A 19,243-nucleotide genomic window follows, 5' to 3' on the forward strand; every position below is an offset into this window, starting at 1 on the left:
GAAGGCCTGGATCCCCAGCCGGTGCAGGGTCGGGGCCCGGTTGAGCAGGATCGGGTGACCTTCGATCACCTCCTGCAGCACCGGCATCACCTCATCGTCGGCCTTCTGGATAAGTTTCTTGGCGGCCTTGATGTTGTTGACAATGTTCTGGCGGATTAGGCGATGGATCACGAAGGGCTGGAACAGCTCGATCGCCATCTCCTTGGGCAGGCCGCACTGGTGCATCTTGAGCTTGGGGCCTACCACGATCACGGAACGACCGGAGTAGTCGACCCGCTTGCCGAGCAGGTTTTGGCGGAAACGGCCCTGCTTGCCCTCGATGATGTCGCTGAGCGACTTGAGGGCCCGGTTGTTGGCACCCACCACGGTGCGGCCCCGGCGACCATTGTCGATCAGGGCATCGACCGCCTCCTGCAGCATCCGCTTTTCGTTGCGAACGATGATTTCGGGGGCCAGGATCTCCTGCAAGCGGGCTAGCCGGTTGTTGCGGTTGATCACCCGCCGGTAGAGGTCGTTGAGATCGCTGGTGGCAAAGCGGCCGCCATCGAGCTGCACCATGGGCCGCAGGTCTGGCGGGATCACCGGGATCACATCCAGCACCATCCAGGTGGGACGGGCATTGGTGGCGATGAAGTTATCAATCACCCGCAAACGTTTAATCAGCTTGGCCCGCTTCTGGCCCTTGCTGGCAGCGATCTCCTCCCGCAACTGCTCGGCAGTTTCGTTGAGCTCCAGGTCCTCCAGGAGTTGCTTGAGTGCCTCGGCGCCGATGCCCACTATGGGCTCGTTCTCAATGTCGGAATCCTCAGCGTAGATCTGGTCTTCGATCTCAAGCCACTCATCTTCAGTGAGAAGTTGCTTGTAGGTGAGGTCTTTGTGATCGCCTGGATCGAGCACCACGTAGCAGTTGAAATAGACGATCTGCTCCACATCCCGCAGGGGCATGTCCAGCAGGATCGCCACATAGCTGGGGATTCCCTTCAGATACCACACGTGGGAGACAGGGGCGGCCAGCTTGATGAAGCCCATGCGATGGCGACGCACCCGGCTCTCAGTGACCTCGACCCCGCAGCGCTCGCAGACGATGCCGCGGTGGCGCACCCGCTTGTACTTACCGCAGTGGCATTCCCAATCCTTGGAGGGTCCAAAGATCTTCTCGCAGAACAGCCCGTCCATCTCGGGCTTGAGCGTGCGGTAGTTGATGGTTTCGGGCTTGGTGACCTCACCCACCACCTGACCATTAGGCAGCGTGCGCTGCCCCCACTCCATGATCCGCTCGGGCGAAGCGAGCGTGATCTTGACGTAGTCGAAGTGGTTTTCGGTGCGGAGGTTGCTGTTGGACATCGGCTTGGGGCTCGCGGAGTTCGAGAAGGGAGGGGCGGTCAGCGATGCGCTGCAAACAAGCAATCAGTCGTCGTCGTAATCCGCGACGCCGAGGGATTCGTAGGTGGGCCGGCTGGGGGTGCTGCGGCGGGGGTTGACGTCCTGCATCAGATCCACTTCCTCGCCGGCATCGGTGTAGACGGCGATGTCTAGACCAAGCGACTGAAGCTCGCGCATCAGCACCTTGAAGGACTCAGGCGTGCCAGGCCGGGGGATCGGCTTGCCCTTGACGATGGCGTTGAGTGCCTCGTTGCGGCCCTGCATGTCGTCGGATTTGACGGTGAGCAGTTCCTGCAGGGTGTAGGCGGCGCCGTAGGCCTCGAGGGCCCACACCTCCATCTCACCGAGGCGCTGGCCGCCCTGCTGGGCCTTGCCGCCCAGGGGCTGCTGGGTCACCAGGGAGTAGGGGCCGGTGGAGCGGGCGTGGATCTTGTCGTCCACCAGGTGGACCAGTTTGAGAATGTGGGCGTAGCCAACAGTCACGGGCTGGTCAAAAGGCTCGCCGCTGCGACCATCGATTAGCTGAATCTTGCCTGGGTTGTCGGGGTTGTAGACCCATTCCTTGCCGGGCAATTTGGCGGCTTCCTCGAGGTAGGCCTGCACGGTTTGCTTCGACTTTTCAGCGCCGTGCATCTCGTCGAAGGGCACCACCTTGACGCGGCAGTCGAGATGGGAAGAGGCCCAGCCCATCAGGCATTCGAACACCTGGCCCACATTCATCCGGCTCGGCACACCCAGGGGGTTGAGCACGATGTCGATGGGGGTGCCGTCAGGCAGGTAGGGCATGTCCTGCTGGGGCAGGATGCGGCTGATGATGCCCTTGTTGCCGTGGCGGCCGGCCATCTTGTCGCCCACCTGGATCTTGCGGCGCTGGGCCACGTAGACCCGCACCACCATGTTTGCGCCGGGCGGTAGTTCGTCGCCCTGCTCGCGGGTGTAGATGCGCACATCCACCACGCGGCCCCGCTCCGTGCTCGGCACCCTCAGGGAGTTGTCGCGCACATCGCGGGCCTTCTCCCCGAAGATTGCGCGCAGCAACTTCTCTTCGGGGGGCTGGTCGGATTCGCCCTTTGGCGTCACCTTGCCCACCAGGATGTCGCCGCTCTCGACGTAGGCGCCGATGCGGATGATGCCCATCTCGTCAAGATGACCCAGGCTCTCCTCGGCCACATTGGGGATTTCCCGCGTGATCTCCTCGGGGCCAAGCTTGGTTTGGCGCGCCTCGATCTCATACTTCTCGATGTGCACCGAGGTGTAGAGATCGTCGTGCACCAGCCGATCGCTGAGCAGGATGGCGTCCTCGTAGTTGTAGCCCTCCCAGGGCATGTAGGCGATCAACACGTTCTGGCCCAGGGCGATTTCGCCGCCCTCACAGGCCGAGCCATCGGCCAGGACCTGGCCGGCGATCACCGGATCGCCCTGACGCACGATCGGGCGCTGGTTCAGGCAGGTGTCCTGGTTGGAGCGCTGATATTTCTGCAGGTGGTGCACGTGGTCGGTGCCCTGGTCATCGCGGATGACGATGGCGGTGGCATCGACGAAGGTGACCGTGCCGTTGACCCGGGTGATCGGCACCATGCCGGAGTCGCGGGCGACCTGGGTTTCCAGCCCCGTGCCCACCAGGGGACGCTCAGGACGCAGCAGGGGCACGGCCTGGCGCTGCATGTTGGAGCCCATCAGGGCCCGGTTGGCGTCGTCGTGTTCGAGGAAGGGAATCAGGGAGGTGGCCACCGAGATCACCTGCACCGGTGAGAGCTGGACGTAATCCACCTGCTCCGGTGGAACCTTTTCGAAGTCCTGGCGATAGCGCACCGGCACCAGATCGGCGGTGATGTAGCCGTCTGAGTTGGTGGGCACGTCACCGGGGGCGACGCGGCACTCGTCCTCGAGGTCGGCAGAGAGATAAATGGGATCGCCACTCTTGTGGACGATGCCGTTTTCCACCTTCCAGAACGGAGTTTCGATGAAGCCGTATTCATTCACCCGGGCGTGGGTGGCCAGGGAGCCGATCAGGCCGGCATTCGGGCCCTCCGGAGTTTCGATCGGACAGATGCGGCCGTAGTGGGAGGGGTGGATGTCGCGCACGGCGAAACCGGCCCGCTCCCGGGTGAGGCCGCCTGGGCCCAGGGCGCTGATGCGGCGCTTGTGGGTGAGCTCGGCCAGGGGGTTGGTCTGGTCCATGAACTGGCTCAGCTGGCTGGAGCCGAAGAACTCCTTGATGGCCGCCACCAGGGGCTTGGGGTTCACCAGTTGGGCCGGGGTGAGCGATTCGGTTTCACCGACGGTCATGCGCTCCTTGATGATCCGCTCGAGCCGGTTGAGGCCCACGCGCACCTGGTTTTGCAACAGCTCGCCCACCGAACGCACCCGGCGGTTGCCCAGGTGGTCGATATCGTCGAGGCTGGCCCCGCCCACATCGAGTTCCAGGTTGATCAGGTAGTCGATCGTGCTGAGCACGTCCTCGGCGGTGAGGGTGCGCACCGCATCGGGGATGGTGAGGCGCAGCTTCTTGTTGATCTTGTAGCGGCCCACCCGGCCGAGGTCGTAGCGCTTGGGATCGAAGAAGCGGCTGTGCAGCAGGCTCTGGCCGCCGCTCACCGAGGGGGGCTCACCGGGCCGCAGCTTCTTGTAGAGCTCCAGCAGGGCCTGGTCCTCCGAGGAGATGCCCTCGTCGTTGGAGGCCTCGATCGACTTCTGGTAGTACTCGGGGTGACGCAGCTTGTCGAGCACATCGTTGTCTGACAGGCCGATGGCCCGCATCAGCACGTGGGCGTTGATCTTGCGGGTCTTGTCGACCCGCACGTGCAGCAGGTCGTTCTTGTCGGTTTCAAACTTGAGCCAGGCTCCCCGGTTAGGGATCAGGCTGGCATTGAAGGTCTTGCGGCCGTTCTTGTCCTGTTCGTCCTTGAAGTAGACGCCAGGGGAACGGACGATCTGGTTGACGATCACCCGCTCAGCGCCATTGATGATGAAGGTGCCGCGCTCGGTCATCAGGGGGAGTTCGCCGATGAACACCTCCTGCTCCTTGATCTCGCCGGTCTCCTTGTTGACCAGGCGGCAGGTGACATACATCTGGGAGGCGAAGGTGGCGTCGCGACGCTTGGCCTCCTCCACATCGTGGCGGGGGCGCTTCAGGCGGTACTCGCTACCGATGAAGTGCAGCTCCAGCTTGCCGGTGTAGTCGGTGATCGGCGAGAAGCTCTCGAGCTCCTCGATCAGCCCCTTCTCCAGGAACCATTTGAAACTCGCCCGCTGTACCTCCACCAAATCGGGAAGGTAAGTGACGGTCTTGGCGACCTGGATCGCGCTGCTCATGCGGTGAACCTGCAGGAACGGGGGGAAAAGGACTGGTCGGTGGAGCTCCGGAGTCGGGCGCCGCTAACTTGAAGGACCACAACAGCCCACACGAACAGCCTCCCCGGGGTTGGGAACGGCTGCCCGAGGGGCATGCTCAACGTGACTTCTTCAAGACTGCAGGCGTCGACAACAAGGAGCGCTACCGCTTACAGGCCGATTTAAAATCATACAGTGTGAAGCGTGAGGCCGAAGAGCCCTGCAGCGTTAGAACTGCTGGTAAGGGCCACTTCTGTGAGCGTTTCCCCACGCAACTCGGCCATGCGGGCGGCGACGGACGCCACAAAGGCAGGTTCGTTGCGCTTGCCCCGGCGGGGCACCGGAGCCAGAAAGGGACAATCCGTTTCAATTAAGTAACGGTCTGCTGGCACCAGTTGGGCACAGGCGTGGGTGGCTGCCGCCTTGGGGAAGGTGACAGTTCCGCTGAAGCTGATCAAAAAACCGAGCTCCAGAAAAGCGGCCATCTCCTCTGGGCTGCCGCCCCAGCAGTGCATCACCCCGCGGGGGCAGGCGCCGCGATCGGCCCGCTGCCGCAGCAGGGCCAGCATCGGCTCGGCCGCATCCCGGCAGTGGACGATCACCGGCAGGTCCAGCTCCACCGCTAGGTCGAGCTGGGGTTCGAGCGTGGCCAGCTGCTGCTCCAGGTTGTGGTCCCGGAACAGGTCGAGGCCCAGCTCGCCGATCGCCACTACGCGGGAATCGGACCTGGCCGCCTGGCGCAGGACCGCAGCGGTGTCGTGGTGCCAGTGCTGGGTGTCGAGGGGATGGACCCCAACGGAGTAGCGCAGCTCAGGAAAGCGATCGGCCAGGGCCCGGATCGCCCCTATCTCGCCAGGCTCAACGCAGGCATGGACCAGGGCTTTGACGCCGGCATCCCGCCAGCGGCGGGAGACCTCCTCCAGATCGTCGTCAAAATTGCGAAAGACGATGTGGCAGTGGCTGTCAACCAACACTGGGGTTCAGGCCGGGGCTGCCACTGCCAACTCAGCGGCCGGCTCAGCAGCAGGCTCAGTGGCCGATTTGACCGCTGCGCTGAGGCGCGATTTTTGATTGGCGCCGGTGTTGCCATGGAGCACACCCACCTTCACCGCCTTGTCGATCTTGCTGAAGGCCGCATTCATGCTGGCCTGGACGGCGGCCTTGGCGGCCTCGCCGGGCTCCTGGCTGTAGGCGGAGCAGGCGGTGAAGCAGCGCTTCATCAGTGTGCGCAGGGCCGACTTGTAGGTGCGGTTGAGGACGCGGTTGCGCTCGGCAACCTCAATGCGCTTCTTCGAAGACTTGTTATTGGCCACAGGCTGTTGGAAGCTGGATCGGCAATCAAGAATCCTACCTTCAGGCCCAGCTGCGATCTGCGACCTAGCCTGAAAAGCCTCCGCAGGTAGACCTGCCCGTGGTCGCTTCGTCTGCCGCCCTCTCGATCGCCATCCTTCGGGATTCCAGCACTGATGGGAAAAGCCAGGCCGCCGAACGGCTGGTCGCCATCGCCGGGCGCACCAGCGGCGGCCTGATGGGGGAGGAGACCGCCAGGGTGGAAGAAATTCTGAGCCAGGTGCGGCAGCAGGGCGATCGGGCCCTGCTGGAGCTAACCGAACGCTTCGATGGGGTGCGGCCCGACCCCCTGCACATTCCCCCCGAACGCCTGGCGGCGGCCTGGGAGACCACGGCCCCTGCCCTGCAGGAGGCCCTGGCCCTGGCCCATCAGCGAATTCTGGCCTTCCACGGCCAGCAGCGCCCCGCCGACCTGGCCATCACCGGCCCCCATGGCGAACGGCTCGGCCGCCGTTGGCGGCCGGTGGAGCGGGCGGGAATTTACGTGCCCGGCGGGCGGGCCTCTTACCCCAGCACGGTGCTGATGAATGCTGTTCCAGCCAAGGTGGCCGGCGTGGGACGGCTGGTGATGGTCACCCCGCCCGGGCCCAGCGGCGAACCGAATGCCATCGTGCTGGCTGCCGCCCACCTGGCCGGCGTGGAGGAGGTGTATCGGGTCGGCGGCGCCCAGGCGATCGCAGCCCTGGCCTACGGCACCGAGACCATCCCGGCCGTCGATGTGATCAGTGGTCCAGGCAATCTCTACGTCACCCTGGCCAAGAAGGCCGTGTATGGCCGGGTGGCCATCGATTCGCTGGCCGGCCCCAGTGAGGTGCTGGTGATCGCCGACCACACCGCCCGGGCCGACCAGGTGGCCGCCGACCTGCTGGCCCAGGCCGAACACGACCCCCTGGCAGCCGCAATCCTGCTCACAACCAGCGCAGAGCTGGCGGCGGCGATGCCGGCGGCCCTGGAGGCCCAGCTGGCGGGTCATCCCAGGGCTGAGATCACCCGCACCGCCCTGGGCGACTGGGGCCTGATCGTGGTGTGCGAGAGCCTCCGCCGGGCGGCTGAGCTCAGCGACTGCTTCGCCCCCGAACACCTGGAGCTGCTGGTGGAAGACCCGGAGAGCCTGGCCGAGCAGATCCAGCATGCCGGCGCCATTTTCATGGGCCCCCACACGCCAGAAGCTGTGGGCGATTACCTGGCCGGCCCCAACCACACCCTGCCCACCTCTGGCACGGCCCGGTTCGCCGGCGCCCTGAGCGTGGAAACCTTCCTGCGCCACACCAGCTTGATCCACTTCAACCGCGCGGCCCTGGAAGCCACCGGGGCAGCCGTGATCACCCTGGCCGAAAGTGAAGGCCTGCACAGCCACGCCGAGTCAGTGCGGCGCAGGCTGGCCTGAGCTGGGGGAGCTTGCCTCGCCATGGTGACGTTTCACTCCACCCGGCTAGAGCGCACCACCACGGCCAGCTTCAGCTGCCACGACATCAGCGCCGACCTGCAGGCCTTCGTGAATGGCACCGGGATCCGCAACGGCCTGCTGGTGGCCGCCGGTCAGCACACCACCACCGCCTTGGTCGTGAACGAGGCCGAGGACCGCTTGCTGGGGGACATCGAGCGCCACTTCCTGGCCCTGACGCCCCCCGAGCGGGCCTACGCCCACAACGACCTGCACCTGCGGCCGGGCATTCCCGCCGATGAGCCGCGCAACGCCCATGCCCACCTGATCGCCCTGAAGCTGGGCAACCACCTCACCCTGCCGGTCGTGGACGGCCTGCTGGGCCTGGGCCGCTACCAGGCCGTGCTGCTGGTGGAATTGGATGGCCCCCGTCAGCGCCAGGTGCTGCTGCAACTCTGCGGCGTCTGAGTGGGTACAGGAGCTGGGATCGCGCCTCAGCGCTTCGCCAGATCCCGCACCCGGGGCTCGCCGTCCACGATTTCACCCACCAGCACCTGGTCGGTGATGTTCACGAACAGGCCGTTCTCCAGCACGCCAGGGATGTTGTTGATCGCCGCCTCCAGGGCGGCCGGATCGCCGATGCCGCCTGCGAATTTCACATCCAAAACCAGATTCCCTTGGTCTGTCACCACCGGACCGGCCTTCTTCACGGCCATGCGCAGCTGGGCCTCGCCGCCCATTGCCTTGAGCTGTCCCTGCACCTGACGCCAGGCACCGGGGAGCACCTCCACCGGCAGTAGGAAGCCGAGGTTGAGGGTGTCCACCAGCTTGGTGGAATCCACCACCACCACAAAGCGCTTGGCGCGAACCGCCACCAACTTTTCCTGCACATGGCAAGCTCCGCCACCCTTGATCAGCTGGAAGGCCGGGTCCACCTCATCGGCACCGTCAATGGCCAGATCGATCCGATCCACCGCGTTGAGGCTCTGCAGGGGAATACCGAGCTCGGCGGCGAGCACCTCGCCCTGGAAGGAGGTGGGCACACCCACGATGTCGCTGAGCTCACCGCTCTGGAGCTTGGCCCCCAGGGCCTGAATCATCAGGGCCGCGGTGGAGCCGGAGCCCAGCCCCACCACCATGCCGCTGCGGATCTGCTCGGTGGCTGCCGCCGCCACCGCCTGCTTCATCTGATCTTGCAGGTCCGACATCGATCACGCCCGAACGGGCCGCGACCGTAGCAGTCCTCAGCTGGCCTTGGGCAAGGCCGCCGGTTTGATGCTGAGGTTGAGCTCCCGCTGCCCCCGAATCACCGTGAGCGGCAGCAGCTGGCCCACCGTGCTGCCCTCGACCCGCTTGAGCAGGCTGGCCGGATCGGGCACGGGCTGGTCGTCCACCTTCACCACCAGATCGCCCCGCCGCAGGCCCGCGGTCTCAGCCGGGCTGTCGGGCAGCACCCGCTGCACCAGGGCCCCATCGCGCTCCGGCAGCTGCAGCAGGGCCTCGGGGTCCCGATTGTTATCCCTGGCCCTGCGCGCCGTGAGCGCCACCAGCTGCAGGCCGAGATAGGGATGCACCACCTGGCCGCCCTCGCTGAGCTGGCCCGCCACTCCCCGGGCCAGGTTGATGGGGATCGCAAAGCCCAGGCCCGCCCCCGGCCCCGAACGCACCAGGGTGTTGATGCCGATCACCTCGCCGCCGGCATTGATCAGGGGACCACCGGAATTGCCGGGGTTGATGGCGGCATCCGTCTGAATCAGATCGAGACGCTTGTCGGAGAAGCCAAGGCTGTTGATGTTGCGGTGCAGGCTGCTGACGATGCCCAGGGTCACGGTGCGCTCCAGGCCATAGGGACTGCCCATCGCAATCGCCCAGTCGCCCACCTCCAGGGCTTCCGAATCACCCAGGGGAGCGGCCCGCAGATCGCGGGAACCGGGGATTTTCACCACGGCCAGATCGGTCACCGAATCGGCCCCCACCACGGCTCCATCCACCTGGCGGCCGTCAGCCAGGGTCACCTCAACGCTGTCCACCTGGTCGACCACATGGGCATTGGTGAGCACCAGCCCTTTGGCCGCGTCGATCACCACACCGGAGCCCTGGCCCCGCTCGCGCATGCTGCCGGAGGGGTCACCGAACAGGTCGCGCAGAAAGGGATCCAGCAGGGCCGGATCAAAGGGTTGGCGAGCCACCTCCCGTTCGGTGTCGATCCGCACCACGGCCGGTGCCACCGCCCGGGCCGCCTCGGCCACGAAGCTGTGGGGGGTGCCGCTGGGGAGGGCAGCCAGCGCCCCATCCGGGGCCAAGTCCAGCGCCAGGGCGGTGGGGCTCCAGGGGCCCAGGGCCAGCCACAGCAGGGGCACCAGTACAAGCAACAGCCGCTTCATCGCCAAGGCCGTCATGGACCGGTTCAAATTGAAGCCCAGGCTAGGGAGCCCGGGGAAGCAACGGCCTGCCACCTCAGGAGGGTGTGGCTGAGGCTGCCCTGGGCATCGAGCTCCAGCCAGCGCCCGCCGGGATCCTGGGGACGGCCCAGGGGGCAGGGCTGCACCGGCCCGTAGGCACAGAGGGTGGACGGGCAGCCAAGCAGGGGCACTGCTGGCCGGCCTGGCAGGGCGCCGAGCCAATGCTGGTGGATATGGCCAAACACCACCGCCTTGAGCTGGGGCTGGCCTACCAGCAGCTGCAGCAGCGCCCCGCCGTCACCCAGGCCGATGCGGTCAAAGATCGGATCCCCGATCGCCACCGGCGGATGGTGCACCGCCACAACCAGGGGCAGGTGGTTGGAACGGCCCAACTCCCCAGCCAGCCAGGCCAGCTGCCGGGGACCCAGCCAGCCTTCGACGCAACCCGTGCGGTGGCTGTTGAGCAAGAGCAGGCGCACCCCGGCGAGCTCCAGCACCGCAGGGGCCACAACGGCATGGCGGCCCAGGGCGGCTCGCAGCAGGTGGGGAGCGTCGTGGTTGCCGGCCAGCAGGGCAACGGGCGTGGGCCAGGCGGCCAGGCGGTCGCGCAGCCGGGCGTAACCCGCCCAACTCTCGTCCTGGCAAAGGTCGCCGCTGAGCAGCAGCAGATCGGCGGCAGGGGCCTGGATCCAGGCCTGCTCAAGGGCCCGCTCAAAGCAGGCCCAGGGCTGGCGACCCCGCCACAAACCATGGGCGGCGGCCAAAAGGTGGGGATCGCTGAGCTGAATGATGCGCATCGGCCTAAGTTGGCTCCTGTTCGCAGCGGCGGCCATGGCAGCAATTCCCCCAGGCAAGCGCCAGCGCTGCAGCCTCTGTCAAGTTGAGATTCAGGGCATGGCCGGCGGCAAGGACCTGGTGCACTTCAGCCAGGGAGGGCCGGGCAGCCGCGCCAAGCTCTGGGCCCGGGTATGCCAGTACCTGCGCACCGACGAGCAGAAGTGCCAGTGCCTGAACCAGGACACCAGCCAGCTGGGCACCGTCCAGCCCAGCGACTACTTCGCCGAGGCCCCGGTGATCGAGATCCCTCCCGTCGGCGGCATGGGGCCTGGAACGGGCAATCCCCTAGGGTGATTGCTTGCCCGGCGGGCAATCCCAAAGGCTCCGGTTCAGTTTCAGGCTGAATACGGGCTGCCTGAGGGCAGTTACAAAACTGCAAAAGCCGGCGGGCCCCCGCCCCCAGCTTCCCTGCACCGTTGCCCCATCCCCTGCTGCCCGAACTCGAGCGCCTGGCCCAACTGGCCACGGCTGCTGCAGGTTTCGAGCTGAAGGGCGTTCACCTGTTCACCCACCGGATTCCCATGACGGTGCAGGTGCTTGTGCAGCGGGCCGATGGCAGTGACATCAGCCTCGATGAGTGCGCCTCCCTGAGTGCACCGCTTGGGGAGGCGATCGAAGCGGCCGAATGGCTAGGCGATGCCTATGTTCTGGAGGTCAGCAGCCCTGGCGTCAGCGACAATCTTCACGACGACCGCGACTTCCGCAGTTTCCGCGGATTTCCGATTGAGGTGATCTGTCGGGACGACCAGGGCCTAGAGGTGCGGCGCGAAGGGCTCCTGCTGGAGCGCGACGCAAAGGATCTGCACCTCAACGTCCGCGGCCGCACCCAGCTCATCCCAAGGGACGCGGTGATCAGGGTTTCCCTGGTCACCCCAGCCCAGCCCACCTGAACGCTCCCTGCCCATTTCTCACCCCTGATCCATGGCCCTGGTTCTGCTCCCCGGTCTGAACAACCTGATCGAGGACATCAGCGAAGAGAAGAAGCTGCCGCCCCCCGTGGTGGAGGCCGCCCTGCGGGAAGCCCTGCTCAAGGGCTACGAGCGCTATCGCCGCACCCTTTACCTGGGGATCAGCGAAGACCCCTTCGAGGAGGACTACTTCTCCAACTTTGATGTGGGCCTGGACCTCGAGGAAGAGGGCTATCGGGTGCTGGCCTCCAAGATCATCGTGGAGGAGGTGGAGAGCGAAGACCACCAGATTTCCCTAGCTGAGGTGCAACAGGTCACCGATGACGCCCAGATCGGCGACACGGTGGTGCTCGATGTCACCCCGGAAAAGGACGACTTCGGGCGCATGGCCGCCGCCACCACCAAGCAGGTGCTGGCCCAGAAGCTGCGCGACCAACAGCGGCGCATGATTCAAGAAGAATTCGCCGACCTAGAAGACCCGGTGCTCACGGCCCGGGTGATTCGCTTCGAGCGGCAGAGCGTGATCATGGCTGTCAGCAGTGGCCTGGGCCGGCCCGAGGTGGAGGCCGAGCTGCCCCGCCGCGACCAGCTACCAAACGACAACTACCGGGCCAACGCCACCTTCAAGGTTTTCCTCAAGGAGGTGAGTGAGGTTTCACGGCGCGGCCCCCAGCTGTTTGTCAGCCGCTCCAACGCCGGCCTGGTGGTGTATTTGTTCGAGAACGAGGTGCCCGAGATCCAGGAGGGCTCGGTGCGAATCGTGGCCGTAGCCCGGGAAGCCAATCCGCCCTCCCGCTCGGTCGGACCCCGCACCAAGGTGGCCGTCGATTCGGTGGAACGGGAGGTGGATCCGGTGGGCGCCTGCATCGGTGCCCGGGGCTCCCGCATCCAGCAGGTGGTCAACGAGTTGCGCGGAGAAAAGATCGACGTGATTCGCTGGTCGCCCGATCCTGGCCAGTACATCGCCAACTCCCTCAGCCCGGCCAGGGTCGAGATGGTGCGCCTGGTCGACCCGGAGGGGCAGCACGCCCATGTGCTGGTGCCCCATGACCAGCTCAGCCTGGCGATCGGCCGCGAGGGCCAGAACGTGCGCCTGGCCGCCCGACTCACCGGCTGGAAGCTCGACATCAAGAACGCCAACGAGTACGACCAGGCCGCTGAAGACGCGGTGGTCTCCGAACTGATCGCCCAGCGCCAGGAGGAGGAGGCCCTTCAGGCTGAAGCCGAAGCCCGGCTGGAAGTGGAGCAGGCCGCCCGGGCCGAGGAAGATGCCCGCCTGCGGGAGCTCTACCCCCTGCCCGAAGACGAGGAGGACTTCACCGAGGAGGCCGTTGCCGACCCTGACGAGGGCGGAACCCGGTGACTCGCAGTCCGGTGTTGCGGCGCTGCGTCGCCTGCCGCAAGTTGCTGGATAGGGAGCAGCTCTGGCGGGTGATCCGGCTGGCTGAGGGGGGTATCTGCTTGGATCAGGGCATGGGCCGTTCGGCCTATCTCTGCCCCAATCAGGAGTGCCTCGAAGAGGCGAAACGGCGCAAGCGTCTGCAACGGGCCCTGCGCTGCCAGGTTGCGGATTCCATCGTTGCAAGCCTCGAAAGGCGCCTGACACCCGGCGCTGATCTCGCCTTTAAGGCAAGATGACAATTGGCCGGAGCGTACCTGCGGCCTGGTGTGCCCCTCGGCCCCGCTTGGCGGCCCTTGGGCCCCGTCCCATGGAGACCTGAATGACCAGCAGCGGCAAAGTAAGAATTTATGAGCTTTCCCGGGATCTCGGCCTGGAGAACAAGGACGTGCTCGACGCCGCCGAGAAGCTGGGGGTTGCGGCCAAGAGCCACAGCAGCTCGATCAGCGACGACGAAGCTTCCCGCATCCGCTCCCTGATCAAGACCGGCAGCAACGGCAGCCCCTCGAAACCCGCTCCAGCTCCGGCTGCAGCCGCTCCCAAAGCAATCCTCTCGCTCAAGAAGGCCGAGAGTGCTGGTGCCCCCCCCACGGCAGCCAAACCGGCCCTGCCGCCCCCGGCCCGCCCCTTGGTGGGACCACCCGTCACCAAGCAGCCCGTCACCAAGCCCCCTGTTCTGGTCAGCAAACCCCCTGCTCCGGCCAGTAAACCGGCTCTGGTCAGCAAGCCTCCTGCTCCGGCCAGCAAACCAGCTCTGGTCAGTAAGCCGCCTGCCCTGGTCAGCAAACCGGCCCTGGTCACCAAGCCCCCTGGCCCAGCCAGCAAACCCTCGATCGCGCCGATCAAGCCGGTGGTGATTGCCTCCAAGCCGGCCCGACCCAGCAGCCCGGCCCCGGCCCCAGCCCCGGCCAGACCGGCCCAAACCACAACAGTCCTCAGCAGTCGCAAACCGGAATTACCGGTGCGCCCCGGCGGCGGCACCACCAGCAGCCGGCCCGCACCGCCGGCTGGCCGGGCCCCCCTGAGCCAGCGGCCGGCTGCACCGCAGCGGTCGGGAGTTCCCGCACCCACCCGGCCTGGTCAGGCCGGGTTGGCAGGACGCCCCGGCCCGACTCCCCTGGAGCTCGTCGGCAAGCCGATCCGGCGCGACAGCCGCGACAGCACCGGGCCTGCAGCACCCGATCGCCCAGCCGCTCCGGGTAGACCCGGCATGCCCGCCGGCATGCGCAAACCGATGGCGCCGGGCGAGCTGATGCAGCTCCAGAAGCCCTCCGGCCGGCCCACCGCGCCGCCGCCGCGACGGCCGGGAGATCGCAGTGAATCTGGCGCAGCCCCTAGCCCCGGCAGTACGGATCTGGTGCGTCCCAACGCCAGCCCAGCCGCTCCGGCAGCTCCGAGGCGGCCTGGTTTCCGCCCCCCCACGGCTCCAGGGGCCGCCGGCAAACCCCGCCGCCCCGACTGGGACGACAGCGCCAAGCTGGAAGCCCTGCGCAGCCGCACGCCGCAGAAGCAGCGCACCAAGGTGCACATCATCGGCGAAAACGATGATGCGCTCACCGCCGAAACCGGCGGTTACGCCGGCGAACAGGAAGCCTTCATCCTGCAGGCCAGCCTGGCGCGCCCCGCCAAGCCCCGCACTGCCGCTGCCCCCGCCGCCAAACCGATGGCGGCGATGCGCAAGCGCAAGAAGGAGACCACCCGCCAGCGCCAGCGGCGCCGCGCCATGGAACTGCGGTCCTCCCGTGAGGCCAAGGCAGTGCGGCCGGAGATGCTGATCGTGCCCGAGGGCAACCTGACGGTGCAGGAGCTGGCTGAGAAACTCGGGGTGGAGAGCTCCGAGATCATCAAGAGCCTGTTCTTCAAGGGGATCATCGCCACGGTCACCCAGAGCCTGGATCTCTCCACCATTGAGGCAGTGGCCGAGGAATTCGGCGTGCCGGTGCTCGAAGACGACGTCGAAGAGGCCGCCGCCAAGACGGTGGAGATGATCGAGGAGAGCGACCTGGCCCACCTGATCCGTCGCCCTCCCGTGGTGACGGTGATGGGCCACGTCGACCATGGCAAAACAAGCCTGCTTGATGCCATCCGCAAAACCCGCGTGGCCGCTGGCGAAGCCGGGGGCATCACCCAGCACATCGGTGCTTACCAGGTGCAGATTCCCCACGGCGGAGAACAGCGCAAGATCACCTTCCTGGATACACCGGGCCACGAGGCCTTCACCGCCATGCGGGCCCGCGGCACCAAGGTGACCGACGTGGCGGTGTTGGTGGTGGCAGCCGATGACGGCGTCCGGCCCCAAACCCTGGAGGCGATCAGCCACGCCCGCGCGGCCAAGGTGCCGATCGTGGTGGCGATCAACAAGATCGACAAGGAGGGGGCCTCCCCCGATCGGGTGAAGCAGGAGCTCTCGGGGCTCGAGCTGGTGGCTGAAGACTGGGGCGGCAACACCGTGATGGTGCCGGTGAGCGCCCTCAAGGGTGTGAACGTCGACAAGTTGCTGGAGATGATCCTGCTGGTGACGGAGGTGGAAGACCTCAAGGCCAACCCGGATCGCATGGCCCGCGGCACCGTGATCGAGGCCCACCTGGACAAGGCCAAGGGTCCGGTGGCCACCCTGCTGGTGCAGAACGGCACCCTGCGGGCTGGGGATGTGCTGGCGGCGGGGCCCGTACTCGGCAAGGTGCGGGCCATGGTTGACGACGGCGGCAAACGGGTCAAGGAGGCTGGCCCCTCCTATGCGGTTGAGGCCCTGGGCTTCAGCGAAGTGCCCACCGCCGGCGACGAGTTTGAGGTCTATCCCGACGAGAAGACCGCCCGCTCGGTGGTGGGTGACCGGGCCAGCGAAGCCCGCGCCACCCGACTGGCCCAGCAGATGGCTTCCCGCCGGGTCTCCCTGGCCTCAATGTCGGGCCAGGCCAGCGAGGGCGAGCTCAAGGAGCTCAACCTGATCCTCAAGGCCGACGTCCAGGGTTCGGTGGAAGCCATCCTTGGCTCCCTCGAACGACTGCCCCAGGGCGAAGTGCAGGTGCGGGTGCTGCTCTCGGCTCCGGGCGAGATCACCGAAACCGACGTCGACCTGGCGGCCGCCTCCGGTGCGGTGATCGTGGGCTTCAATACCTCGATGGCGCCAGGCGCCAAGCGGGCCGCCGATGCCACCGGCGTCGATGTGCGCGACTACGACGTGATCTACAAGCTGCTGGAAGACATCCAGCTGGCCATGGAAGGCCTGCTGGAGCCGGAGCTAGTGGAGGAGTCCCTCGGCGAAGCCGAGGTGCGGGCCGTGTTCAGCATCGGCCGCAGCGCGGTGGCGGGTTGTTACGTCACCAGCGGCAAGTTGCAACGCAACTGCAAGGTGCGGGTTTGGCGCGGCAAGGAGAAGGTGTTCGAGGGCGACCTCGACTCCCTGCGCCGCAACAAAGACGACGTCAAGGAAGTGGCCACCGGCTTCGAGTGCGGCATCGGCACCGATCGCTACACGGGCTGGCAGGAAGGCGATCGGGTGGAGGCCTACAAGCTGGTCACCCAGCGCCGCACCCTCAGCACCTGAGCGCGGTGAACGCCCGCAGCGAGCCCCTGCTCTGGCTCCAGCTCGTGGCCCTCGGGGCCATTCCGCTGGAGCTGCTGGGGCTGCTGCTGCTGCTGGCCGGTGCCGATCCGGGCCCCTTGCCAGGTCTGGAGCGGCTGCTGGCCTGGGCCATCGGCGTGCTGGGGCCGGCGATCCTGCTCTGGCAGCGGCCTGCCGACGTCTGCTCCCTGCTGCTGGTGCAGGTGCCGGTGCGGGGTCGCAGCGAAGCCCAGCTCCAGCTCGCGGCCCTGCAAAGCCCCCTGCCGGCCAGGCTGGCCATGCTGCTGGGGGCCGCTGCCCTACTGCCTCTCTTCTGGTGGCTTGATCAGCACGCCGCCCTGGCCGCGCCCCTCTCCCCACTGACGGCCAGCCCACGCTTTGTCGCTCTGCTGCTGGCCTGCCCGCTGCTGGCCCTGGTCCTGTGGCAGTTGCAGGAGCTGGTCCAGGCGATCGCGCTCCTGGTCCGCAAGCCGGACCCACTGGCTAGCTACCCACCTATGACCCGTGCTGAGTTGGACTCCCAGCGGCTCTGCCTGGGGCTGCCCCTGCTGCTGCTTGAGCCACTCCAGGTGGCAGCTGGCAACTCAGCTGCCGCCTCAGCTGGCCCCTCAGCTGCCGGCTCGGTTGCGATCCAGCCAGAGGAGGCTGCCGAACAAGCCGAGGGCACCGACCTGGATCAGGAGATCGGCTGAGGCCACCTCGGCGCCGCTCGCCGCTCGCATGGCCATCGTTGCCAACCCAACCGCCCCTGAGGCCGCCAGGGCCAGCCACAGCCCCCTACGCAGGCCTCGCCAGGGAGTGCGGACTTCCTGGAGGAGCCGGGCACGCAAGGCAGGATCGATCTGGTCAGAGTTAGGTCCCATCTTCAGGCGGGCAGTGGGGCAAGGGAGTGGGACTAGCCGGTGGGGCAAGCGAGTCAATGCTAATTTCATTGGAGCGCCGGTGTAGCTCAGGGGTAGAGCAACTGATTCGTAATCAGTAGGTCGTCGGTTCAAATCCGATCACCGGCTTTGAGGTCTCAATCATCAGCCAAAGAGCTGATTTGGGGCTCGTAAAAATATCCGTCACCTGAAGGCGCCTGGGATACGACCACACAGCGACTTGCCACCCGCCAGAGCGCGGTATGAATTGCTGTGGGGTCATGGCGTACCAGTGCCGGAAACTGCTGCTTTAACAGGGCGGTGGCCTGCCAGGCGTTGTAGTGGGGAATTCGGGAGTTGACGTGGTGGCACACATGGGTTGAACCAATCCCATGGTGCAGAAAGTTCAACAGGGGCCCGTAGGGGCGATCCACAGTCTGAAGAGCACCCTTCGCCCAGGTCCAGTCGCCCGATGAAAAATGGGGAATATCTGTATCACTGTGCTGCAGCCAAGTATAGGCAACCAGCCAGGCATTGACCACCAGATATGGGAGCCCATAGACGCACAAAACCCGCAAAAAAGAATAATTAAATGAGGCCAGCACCAGCACTAAAAGCATGGCCAGCAAGCCCAGGTTCGATATCAGCATCAGCTTCCGAACGGAATCCGGAAACAGCTGCTTTTTGCCCTTGTTAAAAGGCAATAAATTCCAGAAATGGGAGGTAGGAGCTCCATAATCTGCGCCCCCTGTAACTCCAAAAAGTAAATAGAGCGGCCACCCCACCAGCAGGTGGAAGATCAGGGCGTAGACGCCGTACAGTTCCGGCCCAATCCGACTGAGCACCCCTTCCAGCAACCTGCCCTCGGGCGAATTGGAACGGGGAGGCACATGGGTTTCACCCGCTTCGAGGTGATTGCAATTGGCGTGGTGCACCGCATGGCTCCGCTGCCAGCTGAAGTAGGGAACCAGCAGCAGGCTGTGGAGCATAAAGCCCACCGCCGTTTCCACCCGGGGGTTGGGGTGAAAGGCGCGGTGGCCGCACTCATGGGCAAGCACCCAGCAACCGCCCGCCACAGTGCCTGTCACCGCGGCATAGAGCAGCCAGAGGGGCGCAGCGCTTAGCCGGAGGGGTATCTGGGTGCCCACGCCATAGGCCAGCAGGGTCAGGCCTAGAGACATGGCCAGACTCCCCCAGGCCTTGACGGGGTCAATGGTCAGCAGGGAGGCGGGAAGGCAGGCCAGCAATTGCGCCTTGCTGGGATAGGCAGTGGGCGTCGAGGAACGATGGGACTGGGATTGGGAGAGCAGGAATTCAGACGACTTCAAGGACGCTGCCACATAACAAGGGGAGACGAATCACGCTGAAAGGATTCCTCCAAACCCTAGGAATAGGGGCCCTCAAGCCGCGACTGATTGGCTGTTGCCGAGCCAACAAAAAACCCCCTCTTGCGAGGGGGCCGGGGGGATTCCGTTTGGGTTTGGCGTTAGCCAGGCTGTTAAGCCTCAGCCGATTGCAGGTGCGGTTAGTGCCACGGGGGTGGCAGTAGCAGCAGCCAGGTCAAGCGGGAAGTTGTGAGCATTGCGCTCGTGCATCACTTCCATACCCAGACCAGCGCGGTTCAGAACGTCTGCCCAGGTGTTCACCACACGGCCTTGGCCGTCAAGGATCGACTGGTTGAAGTTGAAACCGTTCAGGTTGAAGGCCATCGTGCTCACGCCCAGGGCGGTGAACCAGATGCCAACCACGGGCCAGGCAGCCAGGAAGAAGTGGAGGCTGCGGCTGTTGTTGAAGGAGGCGTATTGGAAGATCAGGCGACCGA

17 protein-coding genes, 1 tRNA gene and 1 pseudogene are annotated in these 19,243 nt (G+C 65.9%); 9 read left to right on the forward strand and 10 right to left on the reverse strand.

The window, feature by feature from the left end; genetic code table 11:
* From rpoC1 to rpsT, 4 genes are all read right to left on the reverse strand, one after another.
* The coding region (gene rpoC1 / locus KBZ15_RS04285) for a DNA-directed RNA polymerase subunit gamma (protein ID WP_255013685.1) at positions 1–1,344 on the reverse strand (1,344 nt) is incomplete at its 3' end.
* A gap of 63 nt (positions 1,345–1,407) precedes the next feature.
* Positions 1,408–4,698: a DNA-directed RNA polymerase subunit beta gene (rpoB, locus tag KBZ15_RS04290; protein ID WP_255013687.1), complete on the reverse strand. Its 3,291-nt coding sequence runs from the start codon at positions 4,696–4,698 to the stop codon at positions 1,408–1,410.
* Between the two features lie 206 nt (positions 4,699–4,904).
* Entirely contained in the window at positions 4,905–5,687 is a 783-nt protein-coding gene (locus KBZ15_RS04295) for a TatD family hydrolase (protein ID WP_231596511.1), read from the reverse strand.
* 9 nt (positions 5,688–5,696) lie between these two features.
* A complete protein-coding gene (gene rpsT, locus KBZ15_RS04300) occupies positions 5,697–6,029 on the reverse strand; it encodes a 30S ribosomal protein S20 (protein WP_254931565.1) in 333 nt (110 codons plus the stop codon).
* A gap of 98 nt (positions 6,030–6,127) precedes the next feature.
* Between rpsT and hisD the strand changes: the two genes are divergently transcribed.
* Together hisD and KBZ15_RS04310 are read left to right on the forward strand one after the other, a co-directional pair.
* Positions 6,128–7,453, forward strand: coding sequence for a histidinol dehydrogenase (gene hisD, locus KBZ15_RS04305; protein ID WP_396123398.1), 1,326 nt, complete (start codon positions 6,128–6,130; stop codon positions 7,451–7,453).
* 21 nt (positions 7,454–7,474) lie between these two features.
* Positions 7,475–7,918 carry a secondary thiamine-phosphate synthase enzyme YjbQ gene (locus KBZ15_RS04310; protein WP_255013690.1) on the forward strand — a complete coding sequence of 148 codons (444 nt, stop codon included), beginning with the start codon at positions 7,475–7,477 and terminating at the stop codon, positions 7,916–7,918.
* 26 nt (positions 7,919–7,944) lie between these two features.
* Here KBZ15_RS04310 and rpiA read toward each other — a convergent pair whose 3' ends face one another.
* From rpiA to KBZ15_RS04325, 3 genes are read right to left on the reverse strand one after another with little or no spacing between them, the layout of a single operon-like run.
* Positions 7,945–8,658: a ribose-5-phosphate isomerase RpiA gene (gene rpiA / locus KBZ15_RS04315; RefSeq protein WP_255013692.1), complete on the reverse strand. Its 714-nt coding sequence runs from the start codon at positions 8,656–8,658 to the stop codon at positions 7,945–7,947.
* Positions 8,659–8,694: 36 nt separating this feature from the next.
* On the reverse strand, positions 8,695–9,849 hold the full coding sequence (locus KBZ15_RS04320; RefSeq protein WP_255013693.1) for a trypsin-like peptidase domain-containing protein: 1,155 nt from the start codon (positions 9,847–9,849) through the stop codon (positions 8,695–8,697).
* An 8-nt stretch (positions 9,850–9,857) separates the two neighbouring features.
* Positions 9,858–10,649: a metallophosphoesterase gene (locus tag KBZ15_RS04325; RefSeq protein WP_255013697.1), complete on the reverse strand. Its 792-nt coding sequence runs from the start codon at positions 10,647–10,649 to the stop codon at positions 9,858–9,860.
* A 34-nt stretch (positions 10,650–10,683) separates the two neighbouring features.
* Between KBZ15_RS04325 and KBZ15_RS04330 the strand changes: the two genes are divergently transcribed.
* The 6 genes from KBZ15_RS04330 (at position 10,684) to KBZ15_RS04355 (ending at position 17,253) form a co-directional block, all read left to right on the forward strand.
* Positions 10,684–10,983: a hypothetical protein gene (locus KBZ15_RS04330; protein WP_255013699.1), complete on the forward strand. Its 300-nt coding sequence runs from the start codon at positions 10,684–10,686 to the stop codon at positions 10,981–10,983.
* 122 nt (positions 10,984–11,105) lie between these two features.
* The gene (rimP, locus tag KBZ15_RS04335; protein WP_254931886.1) at positions 11,106–11,579 is read left to right on the forward strand and encodes a ribosome maturation factor RimP; all 474 of its coding nucleotides are present in this window, start codon (positions 11,106–11,108) and stop codon (positions 11,577–11,579) included.
* 31 nt (positions 11,580–11,610) lie between these two features.
* Complete coding sequence (gene nusA, locus KBZ15_RS04340; RefSeq protein WP_255013701.1) at positions 11,611–12,960, forward strand: transcription termination factor NusA; 1,350 nt, start codon at positions 11,611–11,613, stop codon at positions 12,958–12,960.
* Positions 12,957–13,235 (forward strand): YlxR family protein, encoded by a 279-nt coding sequence (locus tag KBZ15_RS04345; RefSeq protein ID WP_197151498.1) that lies wholly within the window; start codon positions 12,957–12,959, stop codon positions 13,233–13,235. The genes nusA and KBZ15_RS04345 overlap by 4 nt, the downstream gene beginning before the upstream one ends.
* Positions 13,236–13,318: 83 nt before the next feature.
* Positions 13,319–16,543: a translation initiation factor IF-2 gene (gene infB, locus KBZ15_RS04350; protein WP_255013703.1), complete on the forward strand. Its 3,225-nt coding sequence runs from the start codon at positions 13,319–13,321 to the stop codon at positions 16,541–16,543.
* Positions 16,544–16,548: 5 nt separating this feature from the next.
* Positions 16,549–17,253, forward strand: a complete 705-nt coding sequence (locus tag KBZ15_RS04355) for a low-complexity tail membrane protein (protein ID WP_255013705.1) — start codon at positions 16,549–16,551, stop codon at positions 17,251–17,253.
* On the opposite strand, the gene KBZ15_RS18625 is transcribed toward KBZ15_RS04355, so the two are convergent.
* Positions 17,170–17,493, reverse strand: a complete 324-nt coding sequence (locus tag KBZ15_RS18625) for a DUF3493 domain-containing protein (protein WP_396123399.1) — start codon at positions 17,491–17,493, stop codon at positions 17,170–17,172. The two genes, KBZ15_RS04355 and KBZ15_RS18625, sit on opposite strands and share 84 nt — an antisense overlap.
* A 6-nt stretch (positions 17,494–17,499) precedes the next feature.
* Here KBZ15_RS18625 and KBZ15_RS04360 point away from each other — a divergent pair.
* Positions 17,500–17,571: transfer RNA gene (locus KBZ15_RS04360), tRNA-Thr, on the forward strand.
* An 8-nt stretch (positions 17,572–17,579) separates the two neighbouring features.
* Here the strand turns inward: KBZ15_RS04360 and KBZ15_RS04365 are convergent.
* Together KBZ15_RS04365 and KBZ15_RS04370 are read right to left on the reverse strand one after the other, a co-directional pair.
* Positions 17,580–18,602, reverse strand: a complete 1,023-nt coding sequence (locus KBZ15_RS04365; RefSeq protein WP_255013707.1) for a fatty acid desaturase — start codon at positions 18,600–18,602, stop codon at positions 17,580–17,582.
* Between the two features lie 324 nt (positions 18,603–18,926).
* Positions 18,927–19,243: pseudogene (locus tag KBZ15_RS04370) on the reverse strand (photosystem II q(b) protein); the annotation flags it as partial.

Source organism: Cyanobium sp. BA20m-p-22 (assembly GCF_024346275.1).
Classification (GTDB): Bacteria; Cyanobacteriota; Cyanobacteriia; order PCC-6307; family Cyanobiaceae; genus Cyanobium_A.